This is a genomic window from Streptomyces sp. NPDC021622 (genome assembly GCF_040640795.1).
Taxonomy (GTDB): domain Bacteria; phylum Actinomycetota; class Actinomycetes; order Streptomycetales; family Streptomycetaceae; genus Streptomyces.
Genome location: NZ_JBFACK010000002.1, coordinates 1 through 21,759 on the forward strand (window position 1 = coordinate 1; position 21,759 = coordinate 21,759).

General features: G+C 70.5%; 21 protein-coding genes. 6 read left to right on the forward strand and 15 right to left on the reverse strand.

What is annotated here, in order from left to right; all coding sequences use genetic code 11:
* Positions 1–129: 129 nt before the first annotated feature.
* Complete coding sequence (locus AB0G47_RS04445) at positions 130–1,092, reverse strand: phospholipid scramblase-related protein (protein ID WP_360763984.1); 963 nt, start codon at positions 1,090–1,092, stop codon at positions 130–132.
* 97 nt (positions 1,093–1,189) lie between these two features.
* Complete coding sequence (locus AB0G47_RS04450; RefSeq protein WP_360763986.1) at positions 1,190–3,247, reverse strand: phosphocholine-specific phospholipase C; 2,058 nt, start codon at positions 3,245–3,247, stop codon at positions 1,190–1,192.
* A gap of 239 nt (positions 3,248–3,486) precedes the next feature.
* Between AB0G47_RS04450 and AB0G47_RS04455 the strand changes: the two genes are divergently transcribed.
* Both AB0G47_RS04455 and AB0G47_RS04460 read left to right on the forward strand, forming a co-directional pair.
* A complete protein-coding gene (locus tag AB0G47_RS04455; RefSeq protein WP_360763988.1) occupies positions 3,487–4,677 on the forward strand; it encodes a serine hydrolase domain-containing protein in 1,191 nt (396 codons plus the stop codon).
* Positions 4,678–4,702: 25 nt separating this feature from the next.
* Positions 4,703–5,380, forward strand: coding sequence for a TetR/AcrR family transcriptional regulator (locus tag AB0G47_RS04460; protein ID WP_360763990.1), 678 nt, complete (start codon positions 4,703–4,705; stop codon positions 5,378–5,380).
* On the opposite strand, the gene AB0G47_RS04465 is transcribed toward AB0G47_RS04460, so the two are convergent.
* The 6 genes from AB0G47_RS04465 to AB0G47_RS04490 are packed head-to-tail and all read right to left on the reverse strand — an operon-like array spanning position 5,322 to position 11,925.
* Positions 5,322–6,710, reverse strand: a complete 1,389-nt coding sequence (locus AB0G47_RS04465; protein ID WP_360763992.1) for a hypothetical protein — start codon at positions 6,708–6,710, stop codon at positions 5,322–5,324. The two genes, AB0G47_RS04460 and AB0G47_RS04465, sit on opposite strands and share 59 nt — an antisense overlap.
* On the reverse strand, positions 6,710–8,038 hold the full coding sequence (locus tag AB0G47_RS04470) for an MFS transporter (protein ID WP_360763994.1): 1,329 nt from the start codon (positions 8,036–8,038) through the stop codon (positions 6,710–6,712). The genes AB0G47_RS04465 and AB0G47_RS04470 overlap by 1 nt, the downstream gene beginning before the upstream one ends.
* Positions 8,039–8,054: 16 nt before the next feature.
* The gene (locus AB0G47_RS04475; protein WP_360763996.1) at positions 8,055–8,531 is read right to left on the reverse strand and encodes a MaoC family dehydratase; all 477 of its coding nucleotides are present in this window, start codon (positions 8,529–8,531) and stop codon (positions 8,055–8,057) included.
* Complete coding sequence (locus tag AB0G47_RS04480; RefSeq protein ID WP_360763997.1) at positions 8,528–10,063, reverse strand: long-chain fatty acid--CoA ligase; 1,536 nt, start codon at positions 10,061–10,063, stop codon at positions 8,528–8,530. The genes AB0G47_RS04475 and AB0G47_RS04480 overlap by 4 nt, the downstream gene beginning before the upstream one ends.
* Positions 10,064–10,099: 36 nt before the next feature.
* Positions 10,100–10,969 (reverse strand): amidohydrolase family protein, encoded by an 870-nt coding sequence (locus AB0G47_RS04485; RefSeq protein ID WP_360765074.1) that lies wholly within the window; start codon positions 10,967–10,969, stop codon positions 10,100–10,102.
* Positions 10,970–10,980: 11 nt separating this feature from the next.
* Positions 10,981–11,925, reverse strand: coding sequence for an SDR family NAD(P)-dependent oxidoreductase (locus AB0G47_RS04490; RefSeq protein ID WP_360765077.1), 945 nt, complete (start codon positions 11,923–11,925; stop codon positions 10,981–10,983).
* Positions 11,926–12,178: 253 nt separating this feature from the next.
* On the opposite strand from AB0G47_RS04490, the gene AB0G47_RS04495 reads away from it, so the two are divergent.
* Entirely contained in the window at positions 12,179–12,595 is a 417-nt protein-coding gene (locus AB0G47_RS04495) for a MarR family winged helix-turn-helix transcriptional regulator (RefSeq protein ID WP_360765080.1), read from the forward strand.
* Positions 12,596–12,605: 10 nt separating this feature from the next.
* Here AB0G47_RS04495 and AB0G47_RS04500 read toward each other — a convergent pair whose 3' ends face one another.
* The 5 genes from AB0G47_RS04500 to AB0G47_RS04520 form a co-directional block, all read right to left on the reverse strand.
* On the reverse strand, positions 12,606–13,067 hold the full coding sequence (locus AB0G47_RS04500; RefSeq protein WP_360763999.1) for a peptidase inhibitor family I36 protein: 462 nt from the start codon (positions 13,065–13,067) through the stop codon (positions 12,606–12,608).
* A 40-nt stretch (positions 13,068–13,107) separates the two neighbouring features.
* Complete coding sequence (locus tag AB0G47_RS04505) at positions 13,108–14,037, reverse strand: hypothetical protein (RefSeq protein WP_360764001.1); 930 nt, start codon at positions 14,035–14,037, stop codon at positions 13,108–13,110.
* 114 nt (positions 14,038–14,151) lie between these two features.
* Positions 14,152–14,613, reverse strand: coding sequence for a hypothetical protein (locus AB0G47_RS04510; RefSeq protein WP_360764003.1), 462 nt, complete (start codon positions 14,611–14,613; stop codon positions 14,152–14,154).
* Between the two features lie 229 nt (positions 14,614–14,842).
* Positions 14,843–15,778 (reverse strand): MerR family transcriptional regulator, encoded by a 936-nt coding sequence (locus AB0G47_RS04515; protein ID WP_360764004.1) that lies wholly within the window; start codon positions 15,776–15,778, stop codon positions 14,843–14,845.
* A gap of 76 nt (positions 15,779–15,854) precedes the next feature.
* Positions 15,855–18,449: a glycoside hydrolase family 3 C-terminal domain-containing protein gene (locus tag AB0G47_RS04520; RefSeq protein ID WP_360764007.1), complete on the reverse strand. Its 2,595-nt coding sequence runs from the start codon at positions 18,447–18,449 to the stop codon at positions 15,855–15,857.
* Positions 18,450–18,770: 321 nt separating this feature from the next.
* Between AB0G47_RS04520 and AB0G47_RS04525 the strand changes: the two genes are divergently transcribed.
* Together AB0G47_RS04525 and AB0G47_RS04530 are read left to right on the forward strand one after the other, a co-directional pair.
* A complete protein-coding gene (locus AB0G47_RS04525; protein ID WP_360764009.1) occupies positions 18,771–19,694 on the forward strand; it encodes an NADP-dependent oxidoreductase in 924 nt (307 codons plus the stop codon).
* Positions 19,691–20,428, forward strand: coding sequence for a GNAT family N-acetyltransferase (locus tag AB0G47_RS04530; protein ID WP_360764011.1), 738 nt, complete (start codon positions 19,691–19,693; stop codon positions 20,426–20,428). Before AB0G47_RS04525 ends, AB0G47_RS04530 begins: the two co-directional genes overlap by 4 nt.
* Before the next feature lie 30 nt (positions 20,429–20,458).
* Here AB0G47_RS04530 and AB0G47_RS04535 read toward each other — a convergent pair whose 3' ends face one another.
* Both AB0G47_RS04535 and AB0G47_RS04540 read right to left on the reverse strand, forming a co-directional pair.
* Positions 20,459–20,866: a hypothetical protein gene (locus AB0G47_RS04535; protein ID WP_360764013.1), complete on the reverse strand. Its 408-nt coding sequence runs from the start codon at positions 20,864–20,866 to the stop codon at positions 20,459–20,461.
* 4 nt (positions 20,867–20,870) lie between these two features.
* Positions 20,871–21,008 (reverse strand): trypco2 family protein, encoded by a 138-nt coding sequence (locus tag AB0G47_RS04540; RefSeq protein ID WP_360764015.1) that lies wholly within the window; start codon positions 21,006–21,008, stop codon positions 20,871–20,873.
* 225 nt (positions 21,009–21,233) lie between these two features.
* On the opposite strand from AB0G47_RS04540, the gene AB0G47_RS04545 reads away from it, so the two are divergent.
* Positions 21,234–21,749, forward strand: a complete 516-nt coding sequence (locus tag AB0G47_RS04545; protein ID WP_266872267.1) for an FBP domain-containing protein — start codon at positions 21,234–21,236, stop codon at positions 21,747–21,749.
* Positions 21,750–21,759: the final 10 nt, after the last annotated feature.

Genomic DNA, 21,759 nt, shown 5'->3' on the forward strand with positions numbered 1-21,759 from the left:
GCACACGCTGTTCTTCCCGGCAGGAATGCTGAGTATCACGGTGCTGGCGTTCATCTTGATGGGTGACGCCGTACGCGAACCCCTGGATCCAGGGCACCGACGCCGTTTCCGTTCCCGAGAGGAACAGCCTCACCCGAAGCCGCGCGAGTCCTGCTTCAGGGCAGTGTCAACAGTGAGGGCCGTCGCCACGACGAGACTGAGCAGCGGCTCGGGCAGCTGGTAGTGGATCTGCAGGACGTAGTTGTCCGCGGTCGTGAACATCGTCTTGGCGAGGCCTTCCCAGGTCTTGGTGATCCGGGCGACCTCGTTGTCGGCGTGGTCGACGATCGAGAAGTTCCAGGCCCGCCAGTTCTCGGCCTTGATCGCGCCGGCCTGCTGGCCGTTGACCATGATCGCGAAGTTGATCTTCCCGATCATGTTCTGCTGGACGATCTCGCCGATCGGCTGGCCGTCGGGGCGCTCGACGATGACGCGCGACTTCATGAACTTGCGGGGGCGGGTCAGCTGGAGCACCGGCTGGCCATAGGCGTCGCGGATCTCCAGCTTGTGCGTCATGAACTGGTCGATGCTGGAGACGAAGCGCGCGACCTTCTTCAGCGTGCTCTGCCCGACCTGGACGACCGAGCCGAGCGCGTTGCCCGACTGGTCCATCACGCTGTACTCGTTCGTCAGCTCGATGAGCTTGGCCTTCTGGTTCACCACGAGGACCGGCTCGGTGAAGAGCGTGCCGCCGCCCTGCGCGCTGGGCGCTACGCCCGCCTGCTGCTGGACCTGGCGCTGCACCTTGGCCGGGTCGGCCTGCGGGGCCGCCTGCTGGGGGTGGCCGTACTGGCCCTGCTGAGGGGCCTGCTGCTGGCCGAACTGCCCTTGCGCCTGGCTGTACTGCGCCTGCTGCTGGGCCGGCTGCGGCTGCACGGGCTGTGCCTGCTGCGGGACCTGCTGGGCCTGCTGGCCCTGCGCCTGCTGGCCCGCCGCCTGCTGGTCCGGGCTGGTGTGCTGGGTCCACTGGGAACCGTCCCACCAGCGCAGCAGCTGGAGCGCGCCCTGGGGGTCCGGATACCAGCCTGCAGGAGTGTTCGAATGCGTTGTCACCCGGGCACAGTACCCCGATGGGCGGGGCGGTCCGCCAGCCCTTCGCAGGGGCTGTGACGTCGGACTCACCGCCCCGCCGCACGGGGACCAGGTGACGTCAGGCCGAGACGATCGCGGGGTCGCTGACGCCCGCCTCACCGTTCTCGACATGTCCCGCGAGGCGCCGCAGGAACGTGCCGTCCGCGTCGGACTTCACCGTGACGTCGTACCAGCGCTTGCTCGCCCGCAGGTCGACGGTGTGCTCGACGGTGCCGCCCGCCTTCACCTTGAACGTCTCGGCCGCTCCTCCGTAGGCGTTGGTGAGCGTCAGGTTCACATCGGTGCCGCCCGCGTTCTTCAGGGTCACCTTGAGGTTGCCGCTCGCCTTGTCGTGACGGGCGGTCACCTCCGGGCCCGCCGTCTTGCCGGGGCCCTTGAAGACCCGCAGGAAACCGTTCGGGCCGAACACCGACAGGTCGTACGCGCCCTTCGAGTACGCGGTGTTCCAGGTGTCGGAGATCTTCTTGCCGGCCTCCGTCGTGTACGTCCAGGGGCCGTCCGTGCGGTTCTGCGACCGGACGTGGAAGCACGCGCCCGCCGCGTCGCCGCCGCTGAAGGTCAGCGTGAACTTGCCGTCCGCGGGCGCGCCCGCGCCGTCCACCAGCGGGGCGTACGGCAGCGGGCGTGCGGGCCGGGAGCCGGACTCCTGCTTGGGCAGCTCACCCTTCGCGGGCGCCTTGGGCACGTAGTCGGGGTGGCGCTCGTGGTCCGGCGGCTCGTAGGCGCCGGTGTCGGGCAGCTTCGCCGGGTCGGTGTCCTTGACGGCGAAGTCGAAGGCGGAGGTGAGGTCGCCGCAGATCGCGCGCCGCCACGGCGAGATGTTGGGCTCCTGAACGCCGAACCGCTTCTCCATGAACTGGAGGATCGAGGTGTGGTCGAACACCTCGGAGTTCACGAAGCCGCCGGTGCTCCACGGAGAGGCGACGATCATCGGCACGCGCTGGCCAAGGCCGTAGTGTCCGGCGGCGTACTGCGCGTTGCCCGGGAAGTAGTCGAGCGTCGTGTCCACGGTGGACAGGCCCTGGTCGGCGGACGACGGGACGTACGGCGGGACTATGTGGTCGAAGTAGCCGTCGTTCTCGTCGTACGTGATGAACAGCGCCGTCTTGGCCCACACCTCGGGGTTGGAGGTGAGCGCGTCCAGGACCTGCGCGATGTACCAGGCACCGTAGTTCGTGGGGAAGTTGGGGTGCTCGGTGAAGGCCTCGGGCGCCGCGATCCACGAGATCTTCGGGAGCCTGTCGGCCTTCACGTCGGCCGTGAGCACGTCGAAGTAGCCGTCGCCCGCCTTGACGTTCGTGCCGGTGCGGGCCTTGTCGTAGAGCGGGTCGCCGGGCTTGGCGTTGCGGTACTTGTTGAAGTAGAGGAGCGAGTTGTCGCCGTAGTTGCCGCGGTAGGCGTCGTCGATCCAGCCCCACTTGCCTGCCGCGTCCAGGCCGTCGCCGATGTCCTGATAGACCTTCCAGGAGACCCCGGCCTGCTCGAGGCGCTCGGCGTACGTCGTCCAGTCGTAGCCCAGTTCCTGGTTGCCCAGGACCGGGCCGCCGCCCTTGCCGTCGTTGCCGACGTGGCCGGAGAGCATGTAGTAGCGGTTGGGGTCGGTGGCCCCGATGAACGAGCAGTGGTAGTCGTCGCAGACGGTGAAGGCGTCGGCGAGCGCGTAGTGGAACGGGATGTCGTTTCGGGTCAGATACGCCATCGAGCGCTCGGACTTGGCGGCGATCCAGTTGTCGTACTTGCCGTTGTTGAAGGCGCTGTGGCCGCCGGCCCAGTCGTGGTCGAGTCCGGCGATGAACTGCATGCCGAGGTCCTCGGCGTCCGGGTGGAAGGGCAGTGTCTCCTTGCCGCCACCGGACTGGTTCCACACCGGTTTGCCGCTGGGCAGCGTCACCGGGCGCGGGTCGCCGAAGCCGCGTACGCCCTTCATCGTGCCGAAGTAGTGGTCGAAGGATCGGTTCTCCTGCATCAGCACGACGATGTGCTCGACGTCCTCGATGGAGCCGGAGCGGCGCTGGGCGGGCAGCGCGGCGGCGCGGGCGATGCTCTGCGAGAGAGTCGCGAAGGCCGCTGTGCCGCCGGCGAATTGCATGAAGCGGCGCCGATTCATTTCAGGCATGGGTGTGTTCGACCTCGTGTGGTGTGGGGGACGCGGGCGGGTGAAGTGTGTCAAGGGGAGCAAGTGCGGGGGAAGGGCCTGTGACCTGTATGTGAAGAGAAATCCAACCTCTGGTGCGCGGGACACACATGCCGTCCCGTGGCCGGTGATCGCACCGCCCCTGTCACAGCACTAGGTGCCAGGGGCAACCATGCGCGAGGATGTCGCGGGTCGGCGGGACACAGCGACCGAGGAGAGTCATGACCGTGCGCGTCCATGGCATCTGCGCCCCCGGATTCGAGGGCGTACGTGAGGAGTTCGAGCGCAATTTCGCCGAGCGCGGCGAGCTGGGGGCGGCCGTCGCCGCGACGGTCGACGGGGAGTTCGTCGTCGACCTGTGGGGCGGCGACGCGAAGAAACCAGACAACACGGGCACGCGCGCGTGGCAGCGCGATTCGCTGGTGAACGTGTACTCCACGACCAAGGGGATGACCGCGCTGTGCGCGCATCTCCTGGTCGACCGGGGCGAGCTCGACCTGGACGCGCCGGTCGCCCGCTACTGGCCGGAGTTCGCACAGGAGGGCAAGGCGGACATCCCGGTGCGCTGGCTGCTCAGCCACCGCTCGGGGGTGGTCGCGCCGCGCGAGCCGATGGCGCCGGACGACCTCTACGACTGGGAGAAGGTGTGCGCTGCCCTTGCCGCGACGCCTCCTTGGTGGAAGCCCGGCACGGCGCAGGGGTACCACGCCGTGAGCTTCGGCTATCTGGTGGGCGAGGTGGTGCGCCGGATCACCGGGGTCTCGCTCGGCACGTTCCTGCGCGGTGAGGTGACGGAGCGGCTCGGCGCGGATGTCTTCGTCGGCACCCCGGTGAGCGAGCACGGCCGGTGCGCGGACATGGCGAGGCCGGTCGCCGCGTCCGGCACCCAGAGCGGTTTCAAGACCCCGCCCGAGCCGCCGGTGCGCTCGCTCGACGACCATCCGCTGGCCGCGGTCACCTTGTCCCTGCAGTATCTGCCGGTCGCCGACGTGAACGGCGCGGCCTATCGCAGCGCGGAGATCCCCGCGGCCAACGGTCACGCCTCCGCGCGGGGTCTCGCGACGGTGTACGCGGCACTGGGCGCCGGCGACCTCGTCGGCGCGGCGACGCTGGAGCAGCTGCGCACCCGCCAAGGGGAGCCCGACGAACCGGATCTGGTGCTTGCGGCGGGCACGGCCTGGGGCGAGAGGTGGGAGTGGGGGCTCGGCTACATGCTGAACCTGTACGGCCAGTCGGGGCCCAACCCGCGGGCCTTCGGCCACGGGGGCATGGGCGGCTCCTACGCGTTCGCCGATCCGGAGAACCGGGTGGCGTACGCGTACGTGATGAACCGGATGGGGTCGGGGACGTCCGGGGACGACTTGAGGAGCGTGCATCTAGTGGGGGCGCTGTACAGGGGGCTCAAGGGGTAGGCCTCGTGGCGGCTAATCTCTCCCGATGGAGCACAGCCCCCGTCACCGCCCCACCGGGCAGTACGCCGCCGCGGACGCACGCCGGGCGGGCATCATCGACGCCGCCCTCGTTCTCTTCGCGGAGTCCGGCTATCTGAACTCCTCCCTGGCGAAGATCGCCGCCGAGGCCGATACGTCCGCCACCGTCATCGCCCATCACTTCGGCTCGAAGCGGCGCCTTCTGATGGCGGTCCTCGAAGCCCGCGAGGAGCGCACCGTGCGGACCTTCGGGCGGCTGCACCCGGACTCCGGCGGCCACGACGTCCGGGCGCTCTTCCGTGAGGTGCTCGCCCTCGCGGAGTACAACCTCACCCAGCCGGGCCTCATCCAGCTCTGCACCCGGCTCTCCGCGGAGGCCGGCGATCCCGCGCACCCGGCGCACGCGTACTTCCGGGAGCGGTACGAACGCGTCGTCGGGTCGCTCGCTTCCGTACTCCAACGTGCCGTGGACAAGGGGCAGTTGAAGACCGGCATCGACCCCGATGGCGTCGCCCGCGAGATTCTCGCCGTGTCGGACGGGCTCCAGGTGCAGTGGGCGATCGCCGAAGGCCGCGTCGAGTTCGTGGAGCTGTACCGCGCGCACCTGGACCGGCTCACCCGCGCCCTCACCGTGGACGGGGCGGGTCTCGACGATCGGACGGGCGCGGGTAGGGACCCGGCCTGAAGTGCTCGTAGCGCGCGGCCGTCGTCGGATCGGAGTGCCGCGCCTCCGCGTTGAGCGCGGCCGCCGAGGTGTCGCCCCAGCGGCCGGTCGTGACGCGGCGCTCCGTCGTGTGGACGGCGGCGAGCTGCTCGGCGGGGCTGAAGGTGCAGTGGCCCGCGTTGTCGACGTACGCCTGACGCAGGAGCGGCGCGCGGCCCGCCGCGGTGACCGTGTCGCGGTAGGCGCTCTCGGCCCGGACCGGGATGAGGGCGTCGCCCGTGGTGTGGATGTTCAGCTGGGGCTTGGTGAGGCGGCCGGTGAAGGCGACGTTGCGCTGCATATAGCGGACGGCGGACGGGTCGGCCTTGATGCGGGGCGCGGCGGCCAGCGCGTTCAGGTCGGCGCGCAGGGAGCGGCCCGCGGACTTGTAGAGGGCCTTGACCTCCTTGTACTGGGAGGAGCGCGCGAGTATCGCCGTGTAGTCGACGCCCGTGTTCCAGGACATGCTGCCGCCCGCGCGCCGTTCGGCTTCTTGGCGCCAGGAGAAGGCGGGCGCCTGGACGAGGCCGGTCAACGCCGCGTATTGGTTGACCTGTTGGGCGGCGTGGTCGCCTGGGGCCGGGCGCGGCTGCTTGGGGTCGTTCCAGCCGGGCACGGCGTGCAGGGCCGCGGCGAGGGCTATGCGGGCGCGGCCCGAAGGGGTGGACTGGGCCCGGGTGAGGACCCCGCCGAGGCGGTCAGCCGCCTCCTTCGCCTCCAACTGGCCGGTGAATCCGGTCAGTTGGATGCCGGAGTCCGGGGCGAGCAGGGTGCGCAGGGCGAAGACGGGGTCGAGGGTGGAGTTCCAGTTGGCGACGCCGCCCTGCACGAGGCCGCACATCGAGAGGGAGCCGTCGATGCGGTCCGCGTGCCGTTCGGCGATCGTGGTGGTGACGAGGCCGCCGTACGACTCGCCCCAGGCGAGGGTGCGGCGGGCCGTGCCGACCTTGGCGGTGAAGGCGTCCAGGGCGGCGAGCTGGTCGGGCACGGCTTGTTCGACGGCCCAGCCGGTGGTGGCGTAGGAGGAGCCGACGAGCGCGTAACCCTCGCCGAGGAGTTCCTTCTTGACCTGGTCGTCCGGGGCGTTCGTTGCCGGGTTCGGGGATCCTGCGGGCCGGTAGCCGTGGCTGAACAGGAGGACGGTGCCGTTCCACTGATCGGGGGTGTCGATGACGTACGCGGCACCGGAGGGCAGGGTGCCTTCGATGTGGCCAACCGGACTGCTTGCCACAGCAGTTGACGGCGACGCGGCGGCGACGAGGACGAGGGCGGCGAGGCCCGTGGCGGTCCTCGTCAGCGGGAGTACGGGCATCAGGAGGGGACTCCTTCCGTGGCGCGGACCGGGGCGGGTTCCGCTGCGAGCGTGGTGCCGCTCGTCTCCCGGATCCGCCAGACGGTGAGCGCCGTGACGGCGGCACCGGCGGTGATCAGGAGGGCGACGGGGGCGCTTGTGTCGTACGAGGCGAGCAGGCTGCTCGCGATGAGCGGGGAGAAGCCGGCGCCGAGGAGCGTCGCGGTCTGGTAGCCGATGGACGCGCCGGTGTAGCGCACGCGGGTGCCGAACATCTCGGTGAGCAGCGCGCCGAGCGGGCCGTACATCGTGGACTGGGCGATGCCGTGGCCGATGACGCACGCCAGGATCAGCAGTCCCGGCCTGCCGGAGTCGGCGAGGGCGAAGACGGGGAAGGCCGTGGCCGCCGAGAGGAGCGCGCCGGTGAGCACCACGGGGCGGCGGCCGACGCGGTCGGAGAGGATGCTGGCCAGCGGCATCACGACCAGGGCCGTACAGGAGGCGACGGTGACTCCGGTGAGGACCTGCGAGCGCGAGTATCCGGAGTCAACGGCGTACGAGATCATGAAGCTGGTCATCAGCGACTGGGCGGTGAACGGGCCGATGCCGACGCACGCCGCGAGCAGCACGGAGCGCGGCCTGCGCAGCACGTCGAGCAGCGGCATCCGCGCCGTCGTCTTCTCGCGCCGGGCGGCGGTGAACAGCGGGCTCTCCTCCACCTTCAGGCGGATGTAGAGCCCGGCGCCCAGGAGCACCAGGCTGAGCAGGAACGGCACGCGCCAGCCCCACGCCCGGAACTGGTCGTCGGGCAGCGTGCCGACCAGGGTGACGACGGCCGTCGACAGGACGGTGCCGAGCGGCGCGCCCAGCTGCGTGAAGCTGGTCCACAGGCCGCGCGGCCGCTCCCCCGCGTGTTCGGCGACCATCAGCGTGGCGCCGCCCCATTCGCCGCCGATCGCGATGCCCTGCACGACGCGCAGCAGGACGAGAAGGACGGGCGCCCACACGCCGATGGTGTCGTACGTCGGCAGACAGCCGATGAGGAAGCTGCCCGCGCCCATCAGGACCATGGTCAGGAGCATCATCGACTTGCGACCGAGCCGGTCGCCGAAGTGGCCGAAGACGATGCCGCCGAGCGGCCGTGCGACGTATCCGGCGGCGAAGGTGCCGAACGCCGCGATGGTGCCGACGGACGAGTCGGCCTCGGGGAAGAACAGGTCGCCGAAGACGAGGGCGGCGACGGTTCCGTACACCAGGAAGTCGTAGAACTCCACCGCCGTGCCGAGCAGGCCGGAGAGTGCGACTCTGCGCAACTGGCGTGTGCCGTGGGCTGGTTGGGCGTCAGGCATGGTGGGCCCCTCGCGGTCAGACGTAGAAGCGGGACAGGCTGCGCAGGACGCAGGCGGGCTTTGCCGCGCCCTCGATCTCGACGGTGCCGTCCACGGCGATCTGCACGCCGCCGCTCACCTCGTCGACAGAGGCGAGCCGGGCGACCAGGCGGATGCGCGATCCGGCGGGCACGGGAGCGGGGAAACGCACCTTGTCCAGGCCGTAGTTGACCTTCGTGGTGACGCCCTGGACGTCGAGGAGCTCGGTGAAGAGGGGGATGAAGAGGGAGAGCGTGAGATGGCCGTGGGCGATCGGGGCGCCGAAGGGCCCCTGCGCCGCCCGCTCGGGGTCGGTGTGGATCCACTGGTGGTCGCCGGTCGCGTCGGCGAAGGTGTTGATCCGCTCCTGGGTGATCTCGATCCAGGAGCTGGCACCGAGGTCGCTTCCGGCGAGCTTCTTGAGCTCGTCGATGCCGTTGACGGTGGTCGTGGTGGTGCTTGTGGTGCTGCTCATATGGCCTTCTCCTGTGGCGAGTTGATGGGAGTAGTGCCGTAACGGCGGCGCAGCTCGGGCTTGAGGAGCTTTCCGGAGGCGGTGCGCGGCAGTTCGGCGGCGACGACCAGGGATTTCGGGATCTTGTACTTGGCGAGCTGACCGGAGAGCGAGGCGAGCAGCGCGTCCGGATCGGGTGCGGCGCCCTCACGGGCGACCACCACGGCGCGCGGGACCTCGCCCCACTTCGGGTCGGGCACGCCGATGACGGCGCACTCCACGACATCGGGGTGGGCGAGCAGGGCGCTCTCGACCTCGGCCGGGTAGATGTTCTCGCCGCCGGAGATGATCATGTCCTTGAGGCGGTCGGCGATGGTCACGTAGCCGTCGGGGTCGCGGCGCGCGGCGTCGCCGGTGCGCAGCCAGCCGTCGGCGAAGGCTGCCGCGCTCTCCTGCGGCAGTCCCCAGTAGCCGGGCATGACATGGGGTCCGCGCACCAGGACCTCGCCCGCCTCACCGGCGTCGGCCTCCGTGAGGTCGGGGCGGACCACGCGTACGTCGGTGAAGAAGTGCGGTACGCCGGCCGAACCCGCCTTGCTGACGGCGTGCTCGGCGTCCAGGTAGAGCACTCCGGGTGAGGCCTCGGTCATGCCGTAGCCCTGCTGGAAGGCGAGTCCGCGCTCGGCGTACGCGGCGATGAGCGGGGCGGGCACGGGGGCGCCGCCGCACATCAGAACGCGCAGCGAGGCGAGATCGGCGGTGTGCCAGCGCGGGCGGCGCGCCATCTGCTCGTACATCGCCGGTACGCCGAACATCGCGGTGACGCCGTGCCGTTCGACGAGGCCGAGTGTCGCGTCTGCGTCGAAGGACTCGACGAGGAGGCAGGTGCCGCCCTTGAGGAGGACCGGCAGGGTCAGCATGTTGAGTCCTGCCGTGTGGAACAGCGGGGCGGTGACGAGGGCGGTGGTGTCGGAGGTGAGATCGGCGTCGACGAGGACGTTGACGGCGTTCCAGGTGAGGTTGGCGTGGGTGAGCATGGCGCCCTTGGGGCGGCCGGTCGTCCCCGAGGTGTACATGATGATGCTGACGTCGTCGCCGGTGACGGGCTCGTCGAGCGGTGCGGCGTTCGCCCCGGACAGCAACTCCTCGTAGTGCGGCCCCACTTCGACACGTGTGCGCAGGGCGGGCGCGAGCTCGGTGAGGCGTTCGGCGGCCGCGGTGTGCGCGGAGGCGTGGATCAGGGTGGCCGCACCCGAGTCGTCGACCTGGTGGGCGAGTTCGGGGACCGCCAGGCGGGTGTTGAGCGGTACGAAGACCGCGCCGAGCACGCCCGCCGCGAAGAACGTCTCCAGGAAGGCGGGGTGGTTGGCGCCGAGGTAGGCGATCCGGTCGCCGCGCCGCACCCCGGACTCCCGCAGGGCGCGGGCGAGTTGAGTGGTGCGGGTGTGGAGCTCGGCGTACGAGGTCGTGGCGTCCTCGTACCGGAAGGCGGTGCGGTGCGGGGTCTTGCGGGCCCTGCGGGCGGGCCAGGAGCCGATTCCCTCGTTGCGCATGGGTGGTGACCCCTTTCGGTTCTTCCGGTGGTGTGGTCAGCCGAGGCCGAGGAGGCGGGCCGCGTTCTCCTTGAGGATCTTGGGGCGGACCTCGTCCTTGATCTGCAGCTTCTCGAAGTCGGCCAGCCAGCGGTCGGGCGTGAGGACCGGGTAGTCGGAGCCGAAGAGGACCTTGTCCTTGAGCAGCGTGTTGGCGTACTGGACGAGCTGCGGCGGGAAGTACTTCGGGGACCAGCCCGAGAGGTCGATGTGCACGCCCGGCTTGTGCGTGGCCACGGCCAGGGCCTCGTCCTGCCAGGGAAAGGACGGATGGGCGAGGATGATCTTCAGCTGGGGGAAGTCGGCGGCGACGTCGTCCACGCACATCGGGTTCGAGTACTTCAGGCGGATGCCGCCGCCCCCGGGGAGACCCGCGCCGATGCCGGTCTGGCCGGTGTGGAAGAGGGCGATGGCGCCGGTCTCCTCGATCACCTCGTACAACTCATAGGCGAGAGCACGGTCGTTGGGGAAGAACCCCTGGATGCTCGGGTGGAACTTGAAGCCCCGCACGCCGTACTCCTCGACGAGCCGCCGCGCCCGGCGCACGCCTGCCCGGCCGCGGAACGGGTCGATGGAGGCGAACGGGATGAGGACGTCGGGGTGTTCGGCGGCGGCCTCGGCGATCTCCTCGTTGGGAACGGGTGCCGTGCCGGTGGCGGACTCGGCGTCGACCGTGAAGACGACGGCGGCCATCCGCCGTTCGCGGTAGTACGCGGCGATCTCGGGCAGGGTCGGCTTCCGGTTGCCCTCGACCTTGAAGTACGAGGCGGACGCGGTGTCGAGTTCGGCGGAGAGGGATGCCGCGCCCTTGGCGGAGACCTCGGCGTGGGTGTGGACGTCGATGGCGACGAGGTCACTGATGTCCATGCGGGCGGCCGTCACGCGGCCGGCGCCTTCTGCGCCTTCGGCGCGGGGATGCCGACGGACTGCGGGGCGCTGCCCACGGAGGTGTGCCAGGCGGCGGCGATCGCCTCCGGGCTCCAACCTCCTTCCGCGTACGCCGCGTTGACCTCCTGCGGGTGTGACCACAGGGTGAGTCGGTCGCCGCCGATGCCGACGCACTGCCCCGTGACGTCGCGGGCCGCGTCCGACGCGAGGAAGGGGACGAGGGCGGCGCAGTCCTCGGGGGTGCCGAAGCCCTCGCCCTTGCGCAGGAAGCCGGGCAGCGGCTCGCCGCGCTCCCGCAGCGCCTCGATGTAGGGCGCGAAGGCGGGGATGGTCTCGGTCATGGCGGTGGCGGCGACCGGCACGATCGCGTTGACGGTGATGCGGGCCTTGGCCAGCTCCATCGACCAGGTACGGGCCATCGCGGCGATGCCCGCCTTGGCGGCGGCGTAGTTGGTCTGCCCGAAGTTGCCGCGCTGGCCGGCGGGCGAGCCCACCAGGATCAGGCTGCCGCCCTCGCCCTGCTCCCGCATACGGACGGCCGCGGCGCGAGCGCAGGTGAACGTACCCCGGAGATGGGTGCTGACGACGGCATCGAAATCCTCGTCGGTCATCTTCCACAGCACGCGGTCGCGCAGGATGCCCGCGTTGGTGACGAGCACGTCGAGCCGGCCGAACTCGTCGACGGCGCGGGCCACCAGGCGGTCCGCGGCCTCGGATGTGCCGACGGCGACGGGTTCGGCGACGGCGCGGGCACCCGCATCCCGCAGGGACTTGGCGGCCCGCTCGGCGGCTTCGGGATCGATGTCGTTGACGACGACGGCGGCGCCGGCCCCGGCGAGGGCATGGGCGTACGCGAGTCCGAGGCCTTGACCGGAGCCGGTGACGACGGCGACCTGGTCGGTGAGATCGATGGCATCGGGAGCGGATGAGTCCAGCACGAAGAGGTTCCCTTCAACAGGCATCGGTGAACGGCGAGTTCACCGGCAGGCACGCCCCCGGCGACACGACGGCCGGGGCGATCTGAGAAAGGAAGCTAAGACAAATCATTGTTGTCGTCAATGATTGCGGTCGCAATCAAGGATGCGGCATGCTGGACCCATGACCGCCCCCAGGACCCCCGACGCCACCACGTCCGCCCGTCTCGACGCCACCACGTCCGCCCGGCCCGTCGACGCGGACGAGCCATGGATGCGCGAGCTGCACGCCGACACCGGCTACCTCCTCTACCGGCTCGGTCTGCGCTCGGGACAGATGTTCAACTCCGCACTCCAGGAGTCGGGCCTCCGGCTGCGCCACTACGCGCTCCTGCGCTACCTGGCCACCGTCGAGGGCGCCCTGCAGCGGGAGTTGAGCACGGCGCTCGGCTATGACCCGAGCGCCATCGTCGGCCTGGTCGACGACCTCCAGGGGCTCAGCCTCGTCGAACGCCGCCCGGCCCCCGGCGACCGCCGCAGCCGCATCGTCGTGCTCACCGACAAGGGCCGCACCTACCTGCGCGACAGCGACGCGACAAGCCGGGTGACCGACGAGCTCACCGCGCCGCTGTCACGGGAGGAGCGGGCGACCCTGCACGCGCTGCTGCTGCGGGTCGCCCGGCCCCAGTGAGCTGAGCCCATCAGGTCAGTTCGTTGCACTCCACGGTGTCGTGGACCCACCGGTGGGAGCTGAACTGGTTGTTGGCCTTCTGCCCGTTGGACAGCTTGTCGTCGCGGAGGTCGTCGGCGAACTTCTCGCCCCGCTTCAGGCAGGCCTCGCCGCCCGAGTAGTTCGCGCCGTCGTAGAAGACGACCGTGTCGTACCTCCCGGTGCCCTTGTTGAGCACCGACGACGCCTTGTTGTTGCTCGTCCTGGAGTACTTGGCGTCGTCGCTCTTGGACTTGCCGACGTAGCCCTTGCAGTCGGTGCGGTCGTACGCGTAGACGTACCCCCTGTTGGCCTGCGGCCAGACCTTGTTGCAGTGCGTCACCTTGGTCTCCACGTCGCCCGAGGGGGCGGCGGTCTTGGCGAGCGCCGAGGGCGCGAAGGCCCCGAGGCTCAGGAATCCGGCCGTGACGACGGCCGCGATGGACTTGCGCATGGTTGTACCTCTCCTTGTTGAATTGCCGGATACGGCTGGGTCAGCCGCGGTCTGCGAGCACCGTGTCGGCCGTGGTCAGCGCCCGGTGCTGGAGTCGCAGATAGGTGTCGACGTCGGCCCGGTACCGCGTACCGATGGCCCTGTCGCGATATTTCCGCTCCAACTCGCGGGCGGTGCGCCCGAGTTTGCTGGAGCGTGCGCACTGCGCCTCGGCCACGGCGAGCCGTACCTCCGCGGCGTGTGCGCGATCCGGAGACAGTCGTTCGTTGAGCTCCGGAAGCCGGTCACGGATCTTTTCGGGGGTGGCGTATTCGTGCCCCGCGCCGCGCATGCAGCGCGACCACTTGTGCGCCGCGTCCCTGAACCGTCGGTCCCGTTTGAGGTCATCGGCGTAGAGGCCGGTGAGGTTCTCGGCGACCTTGCTGACGCGGAACCACCGCGGCAGACCGCCGTACAGGATGTCCTGCCCCTGCGCGAGGCACCCATCGAGCGAGGTGCTGACGCGACCTCCGGTCGGCACCGGCGCGCTGACGCTGCGGCTGTCCTCGTCGCCGAAGAAGGCCCGGTCCCATCGCTGCTGTTCTCGCTCGGAAAGTCCCTGCTGGTAGGCGGAGTTGGGATCCTTCTTCCGTTCCTCCTGTGTCCGCCGGTGGAGCGCGCCGCCGTAGCCGTACTTGCGCGCCCAGCGGGTGTCGTCGAGGACGAGGCGGACGTTCTTCCGCTCGTCCGGCGTGCGCAGACGGCCAGGCCAGTACGTCAGGTTCTGGCGCTTCATGCAGCGCTGGATGAGCAGTTCCTCGGCCCGGTCGAGGTTGGCCTCCTGGGCGGCGGTGAGCCTTTCGAGACGGCCGGCGGGCGCGCCGCCGTGTTGTGATCCCTGCGATCCCTGCGATCCCTGCGGTCCGCCGCAGGCGGCGAGTACGACCAGGGCGGCGGTCACCGCCCCGAGCCGCGCGACTGTTCTGCGCATCAGGTCTTCCCCCGTACTTCGTGACCTCTTACGAGCCAGGAAGTTACGGAAGCCGGGCGATGCGCCCCAGGGGTTTCGACCGAGCCCGAAACAGCCGAGCCCGCCAGGACCTGGCTAGCGCCTGTTGCCGCTGCCGCTTCCCCGCCAGGCCCGGCCCGTGAGCGCGAACAGCACCACCGGAATCACGACCGCAGTCGTCAACGCGGCAAGCACCGGCCCGCGTTGGCCGGGCGTGAGGTGGTGCAGCAGCTGAATGTGGATGACCAGGTGCGCCGCGGCGAAGACGAGGTACACCGTGAGGGCGGTGCGGACCATGGTCTGCCGCATGGTGACGGCGCCGACGCCGAGGAGCACCGAGATGGCCAGGCTCATGGCGCCGAAGTCCATCATCAGATGGGCGTTGTACGACATCCCCATGCCCACCCAGGGGATGTCGAAGAACGAACGGGGGAAGAACAGCGCCCAGCAACCGACGATGAACTGTGCCGCGCCCAGGAACACAAGACCGGCGCGGAGCGGTCCGCGGCCGCCGCCGAGCCTGTCGTCGGCGCCCGTCACCAGGATCGGGTTCGTCACGGGTGGCAACCTCCGAAGGGAGTGCGGACCCGGCAACGCCGGGTCCCGCATGGCTGTCAGATTCACCCGCTCAGACCGGCCAGCACTCCCGAATGTGACAGCCGGGCCTCAGGCGCCGGCTTGTCGAGGGGCGGGACTGAGGGCTCGGCCCGCGCTCCCGATATCAGCTCCCGGCAACCGGCGGTCAGCCGTCGCGGCCGCCCGGCCTCCGTCAGCTCTATGGGTGCCATCAAGGCATCCGGACGCGCAGCGCCCGCACGATCCAGGCGAGCGGCGGCGCCAGACTCTCCGGGGCGGGCCATCCGTTGATCACGGCCAGCAGTTGCAGATAGCGGTCCCTGCGGGGGTCGTCCATGCCTTCCAGGCGAGCCGCCAACCGCCGCTTGAGAGCGAGGTCGTCGGGCAACCCGACGATGTGGGCATAGTGCGCCGTGAGCGCCGACACGATCGGATCGGCCTCGGGCGATGCCGGGTCGATGCCGACCGTCAGAGCCGGGGTGACCTGCGCACGGACGGCATCAGCGAGGATGCGGGGCAGCGCCGTGGTGTCGGCGGGGGACCGGTCGGTGGCCAGGTCGCGGGCCATTCCCCGCATGGTGGAGCGGAAATCCGTGTCCTGGAACAGTTCGGCGAGCTCCACCCACGCCTCGACCTGTTCGGCTTCGGGGCTCTCGGGCAGCTCGGGGGTCATCGAACGGACGACCGCCGCGAAGGCGGGGTGGTCACGCAGTCCGTCGAAGACAGACCCGAGGAAGTCGTCGACCAGGCGTCGACGTTCGGCCTCGGAGAGCTTGGCCAACTGGTGCATGAGGTCCAACTCCTCTGGGGTGGAGCCCCTCTTGGCCACCGCTGTGAGCACCGCACGCCGCAGGCGCAGCACGCGGATCTGCACGTCGAGGGCGTCGGCGTGCGCCGCGGCGACCTCGGGCAGCGAGACCTCCCGGTCCACGACCTTCCTGATCGAGGCGAGGTCGACGCCCAGTTCGCGCAGGGTGCGTACGAGGCCGAGGCGGGCGACGGCGTCGGTGCCGTACAGGCGGTAGCCGGACGGGCTGCGGCCGGCGGGCGGCACGATCCCCTCGTCGGAGTAGAACCTGACCGTCTTGACCGTCAGACCGGTCCGCCGGGCCAGATCACCGATCGAGCAGAGTGTGTCGCCGTCCATGTCCCCCACCTTGATGTCTCCCCCCACTGGAGACTCAAGCACTTCCCGCCGGCGACCGGAGCGTCGGGTCAGGTGTTCAACTCGCCGCCCCCGTCAGCCTGATGTCCCGCGACGACGACCCCACGTACACCGCGCGGCGGCCCTCGGGACGCACCCACCGGGTGCCTTCCGTGTCCCAGTACGACAGTTGGCGCTCGTCCACTCGCAGCGTGACCCGGCGCGACTGCCCCGGCCGTAGCTCCACGCGGTCAAAGGCCGCCAGCGTCTTCACCGCCATTTCGACGGCCGTGCCGCGCGGCGCTCCCATGTACAGCTGGGGCACCTCCGCGCCCTTGCGGCGGCCCCGGTTGGTCACCGTGAACGACACCTCGTAGCCCGCGCCCGCGCGGCGCACGGAGAGGCGGCTGTAGCCGAACTCCGTGTAGGACAGGCCGTGTCCGAAGGGGAACAGGGGCTCGACGGCCGCCTTGTCGAAGCCTCGGTAGCCGGTGAAGATGCCTTCGCTGTACGTGACCACGCCGTCGACGCCGTAGTAGCGCTCGGGGTGTGCGGGGTCGAGAGTGGGGTGGTCCGCGTCCGCCTTCGGCCAGGTCACCGTCGCCTTGCCGCCCGGGTTCGCGCGGCCGGTGAGCAGATCGGCGGTGGACCAGCCGCCCTCCTGGCCGACGTATCCCGTGTGCAGGATCGCGTCGACCGCATTCCTCCACGGCATCGTCACCGGGCAGCCGGTGGTGAGGACGACGACCGTACGCGGGTTGGCCCTCGCCACCGCCGTGATCAGCTCGTCCTGGTGGGCGGGGAGAGTGAGGGTGGTGAAGTCCCCGCCGCCGCCCACCGAGCCGCCCGAGCCGTTGAAGGCGAAGACCACCGGTGTGTGCACGCGCCGGGCCAGGCGAGCCGCCGCGGTGATGGACGCGGTGCGCTGCTCAGGCGTCACCCAGGCGAACCGCACCTGGACCTGGCCGCGTTCGGCGATGGTCGGCGCCCAGCCGGTGGCCTTGACCACGACCTTGTACGACCTGCCGCCGGTGAGCTCCACGGGCTCGGCCTGGCCGTTGTCGAGGCCGTCCGTGGTCGGGACGATCGAGGACCACTTGCGCGCGAAGCTGTCACGGGCGCCCGCCGCGGTCGTCAGCTCCTTGCCGTCCAGGCTCAGCGAGACCGCCGCGCCCCAGCCCTGGATCTTGAGCGCGTACTCGCCCGTTGTGGGCGGCACGAAGGTGCCGGTCCACTCGGCCGTCGTGCCCACAGGGAGCGCTTCGGAGCCGACAAAGTCGACCTTCTTGTCCGTGCCGCCGCCCTTGCGGGCCAGGCCCTCGGGGAACGCGGATGCGGGGACAGCCTTGCCCGTGAGGTCGACTCCGACCTCGTACGCGATCTTCCGCCCTGTCGTGCGGCGCAGTGCGGCGAGCGGGCTGATCAGGCGCTCCTCGAAGCCGTACGCGCGCTCCCCCGATACCGATGTCGCGACCTGGCCGGCTGTCGGGCCGATGAGTGCGAGGTTGCTCAACGCGGCGGGCGACAGCGGGAGTCCGCCTTCGTTGGCCAGCAACACAGCGCCCTGGACCGCGACTTCGCGGGCCACGCGGGCGCCGGCCTCGATGTCGATCCGCTTACGGGCGGGGACCCGGCTGCCGTCGAGCATGCCGAAGGCGTCGTACTGGCCCAGGATGCGGGAGACCGCGGTGTCCAAGGCGGCCTCCGGGATGGAGCCGTCCTTGATCGCCTTCCTCAGCGGCTCGCCGTAGAACGAGCCGTCCCACATCTGCATGTCCTGGCCCGCTTCGAGCGCGGCCGTGGAGTGGGTGGCGCCCCAGTCGGATGTGACGAAGCCCTTGAAGCCGAGTTCGCCGCGGAGAATGTCGGTGAGGGTGGTGCTCTGCTCGGAGTTCCACTTGCCGTTGAGGTGGTTGTACGCCGACATCACCGAGGAGACACCGGCGCGGACGACGGCCTCGAAGGCGGGCAGGTACAGCTCGTGCAGGGTGCGGTCGTCGACGATGAAGTCGTACGAATTCTCCGGCTTCTCACGGTCGAACTCGTGCAGGCGCTGGTTGTTGGCGAGGAAGTGCTTGGCCTGGGCGAGCATGCCCTGCGCCTGCACGCCCTCGACCTGCGCGGCGCCGATAAGGCCGTTGAGGTACGGGTCCTCGCCCGACTGGTCTTTGTTGCGGCTGAAGAACGGGGTGCGGGAGAGCTCGATCTGCGGGGCCAGCAGGACGTCCATCTCCAGGGTGCGGCCCTCGCGGCCCATCACCGCCCCGTACTCGCGGGCGAGTTCGAGGTTGAAGGAGGAGCCGAGTGTCGAGACGGGCGGGAGGCCGGTCGCGGACTTGGTGACGTTCACGCCCGCCGGACCGTCGGACAGGCGCAGCTCCGGTATGCCGAGGCGCTCGATGCCCGGCAGGTAACCCGCCTGCCCGAGTCTGCGGGGGTCGGTGGCGCCGTGGACCAGGCTGATCTTCTCGTCGAGGGTGAGGCGGGCGACGACCCCCCGGACGCGGCGCGTGGCGGCGGCCGCGCCCGGGGAGCCTGCGCGTTCGGCGGCCGCGGACGCGGTCCCGGATGCGGGCACGGCCGCGGCGGCCGGCCCTGCGGCGGCCACGAAGGCGAACGTGGCGGCGGTGCCACCCAATTGCTTCAGAAGTTCACGACGGGTGCTTGCAGGCATGGCGAAATGGCCTCCTGAACACGGCTCATGGCACGCCGAACTGGCCGGCGGCGCCAAGACCTGAACGCGCCATCCGCTCCAGTGCGGGTCTGTGGGGCCAGAGTCTTGATTGGTTGAACACTGAACGTCAAGGGTCGTGGAAGCAAAACTTGATGAGGCGTTCAGTTTTTGACCGGTCGGCTCCGCGGAGGCCTCGCCCGCCCCTCATTGCGACCTCATGAACGCTCCCCCGCACCGGGAATAGCGGGGCGATCACGGCGGTCGTCCAAGGTGGGCACTCACACGGCCTGCGTCGATTCAGAGCTCAGAGCGAGGGAGCACATGTCCAAGGCGTACGTATTCACCCGGCACGGCGGTCCTGAAGTGGAGGCCTTCGTCGAGCAGGCGCCCCCGGAGCCCGGCCCCGGTCAACTCCTCGTCGCGGTACGGGCGGCCGGGGTCAACCCCGTCGACTGGAAGCTGCGGGCGGGCAAGCGTCGGCCGGGGTCGCCGCCCGCCACGTTCCCCGAGGTCCTCGGCAGCGAGGTCGCCGGTGTGGTCGAGCGGGTGGGCGATGGCGTCGAGGGATTCGCCGTCGGTGACGCGGTGTTCGGCAACCCGGTCACGGGCGGGTACGCCGAGCACACGCTCCTCCCCGTATCGATCGCCGCGCACAAGCCGGCGGGCCTGACGTTCACGGAGGCGGCCGCGCTGCCGGTAGCGGCGGCGACGGCGTACGACGGAGTGCGCCAGCTCGGCCTGCCCGCCGGGGCGACGCTCCTGATCACCGGGGTCGGCGGCGGGGTCGGGGTGGCCGCGGCGCAGTTGGCGCGGCACTTCGGCATCCGGGTCGTCGGCACGGCGAGCGCGGGCAAGAAGGAGTTCGTCGAGTCCCTGGGCGCGATCCACGTGACGCCGGGTCCCGATCTGGCGGAACGGGTGCGGGCGGCCGCACCGGGCGGGCACGTGGACGCGGTCTTCGACCTGGTCGGCGGCGCGGACGTGGTGGCCGTCGCCCCGCTCCTGGCCGACCGCGCGAAGCTGATCACCGCGGCGGCCAAGGAGACGATCGCCGAACTGGGCGGGGCGCCGATCGCACGGGCCCGGACCAGCGAGATCCTTGACGCGGTTGCGCGGCTCGCCGTCGACGGCGTACTGCGGACCGAGGTGTCGGCGACGTACCCGCTCGACCGCGCCGACGAGGCGCTGCGGGCCGTGGAGAGCGGCCACGCCCGCGGGAAGATCGTGATCGAGGTGAGCGCGTGACCACCGTCCGGCCCGACCTCGCGAACCCCGAACGCCCGCCGGACGCGGTCGCCCACCCGTTGGACAACCCGGCCTACGGAGCGCTCGCCGGACCGCACGCCCGTTTCGCCGAGCGCCGCGGCCGGGTCCTGCGGTACCAGCTCGATGTGTCTCCGTGGCTGGCCCTGCCCGACGATCCCGGCCCCGACGACTGGGCCGACCTGGCACGCCTCGCCGGACCGGGCGCCGAGGTGCCGCTGCCCGGTGTCCGGGCGCCGCTGCCGGAAGGGTGGGAGGTCACGTTCGACCTGGAGGGCGTCCAACTGGTCGACGAGTCGGTGGCCGCCGCGCCGGACCCGGAGGCCGTCCCCCTCGGCCCCGCCGACGTACCCGAAATGCTGGCCCTGGTCGAACGCACCCAGCCGGGCCCCTTCCTCCCCCGCACCGTGGAACTCGGCACCTACCTGGGCATACGCCGGGGCGGCGCCCTCATCGCCATGGCCGGGGAGCGGCTGCGTCCGCCGGGCTGGACGGAGATCAGCGCGGTCTGCACCGACCCGGCCCACCGCGGCGAGGGCCTGGCCTCCCGCCTCGTCCTCGCGGTGGCCGCCGGCATCCGGGCCCGCGACGAAACCCCGTTCCTCCACACGTCGGCGCGCAATACCGACGCCATCCGGTTGTACGAGTCGCTGGGGTTCCGGCTGCGACGCAGGACGCGGTTCCTGTCGGCGCGGGTTCCGACGGCCGGGCTCTGACGCTGTGCAGCTGACGGGGCGGTGGGCGGATCAGAGAGGAGATCCCGGGGCGTCGCCGTCGAGCCGTCGTGGCGGGTCCGCGGCTTCTTGGGGTCGGCGCTCGGCCTCCCGTACGTCGGCTTGTGCGCCCTTCTCCGCCTGCAAGACCTCATGGTAGGCGGCCTGTTGGGCGCGGCCCATGGCCTTGAGGACCTCGTTCCGTGTGCCTTTCGCCGCGCGTAAACGGGCTTGATAGGCGGCGGGCATGCGCTCGGCCAGCTTGGTGAATATCTCCACTGATTCGGCCGCTGCTTCCAACGCGCGGGAGAGGTCCTCCGGCCCGCTGACCAAAACCCAGGCGGTTGCCCATAAGGAAGTGGCGAGGTCGGGTTCGTAGGCATCGGGGTTGTCCGCCGCAAGCCGCCGCCGGATCGCGATGGCCTCCCCAATGGCGCTCAAGCCATCAGCCCGCCGCCCCCAGGCCGATCACACTGAACCGCAGCCCGCCGTCGACGCCGCGGGTGCGGGCCAGTTCCATGCCCAGTTCCACCGTGATCTCGCCGAGCCCGAACCCGACGCCCCGATCCCCATCGGTGGCCACGCGCCGCTGGGCCTCGGCGACCTACTCCCGCAGGAGCATGATCGCGTCCGCGAGGTCCAACTCGTCGTCCCCCACGCCGTTCCCGGCCATCCCCGTCACCGTGCCCCTCCGCCCCGCACCCGCTTGGACTGCGGACGCCGGCTATCCGCGTCCCACCTCCTACGGGCAGCGAGGAGGCGGAAAATGAGAAGACGCCGACAGCCGCCCATTGATAACTTCCGGATCATGGAACCCATCGGCGAGAAAGAGATCCGCGCGTCCTTCGTCAACTGCTCCAAGGGCGAGGCCCGCCGGCTCACACTCCCCGCCGGCTTCACCGAGACGCCCTGGTCAGACCTTGACTTCCTCGGCTGGCGCGACCCCAAGGCCCCGGACCGGGGCTATGTCGTGACGGAGCGGGACGGGGCGTACGTGGGCATCGCGCTGCGGGCGTCGACCGGCGCGCGCAAGAGCATGCTCAAGTCCAGCATCTGCTCGGTCTGCGTGACCCCGCAGTCCGGCTCGGGCATCACCCTGCTGGTCGCTCCGCTGTCCGGTCCCGCGGGCCGGCAGGGCAACTCGGTCGGCATCTACATCTGCGCGGACCTGGCCTGCTCGCTCTACGTACGCGGCAAGAAGACGACGGCCTTGGCCCGCCGCTTCGAGGAAAGCCTCACCCTCGAAGAGCAGAACGCCCGCACGGTGGCGAATCTGCACGGCTTCCTGGACAAGGTCCTCGAAAGTTCCCCGACGGCGGCCTGATCAACTCCCC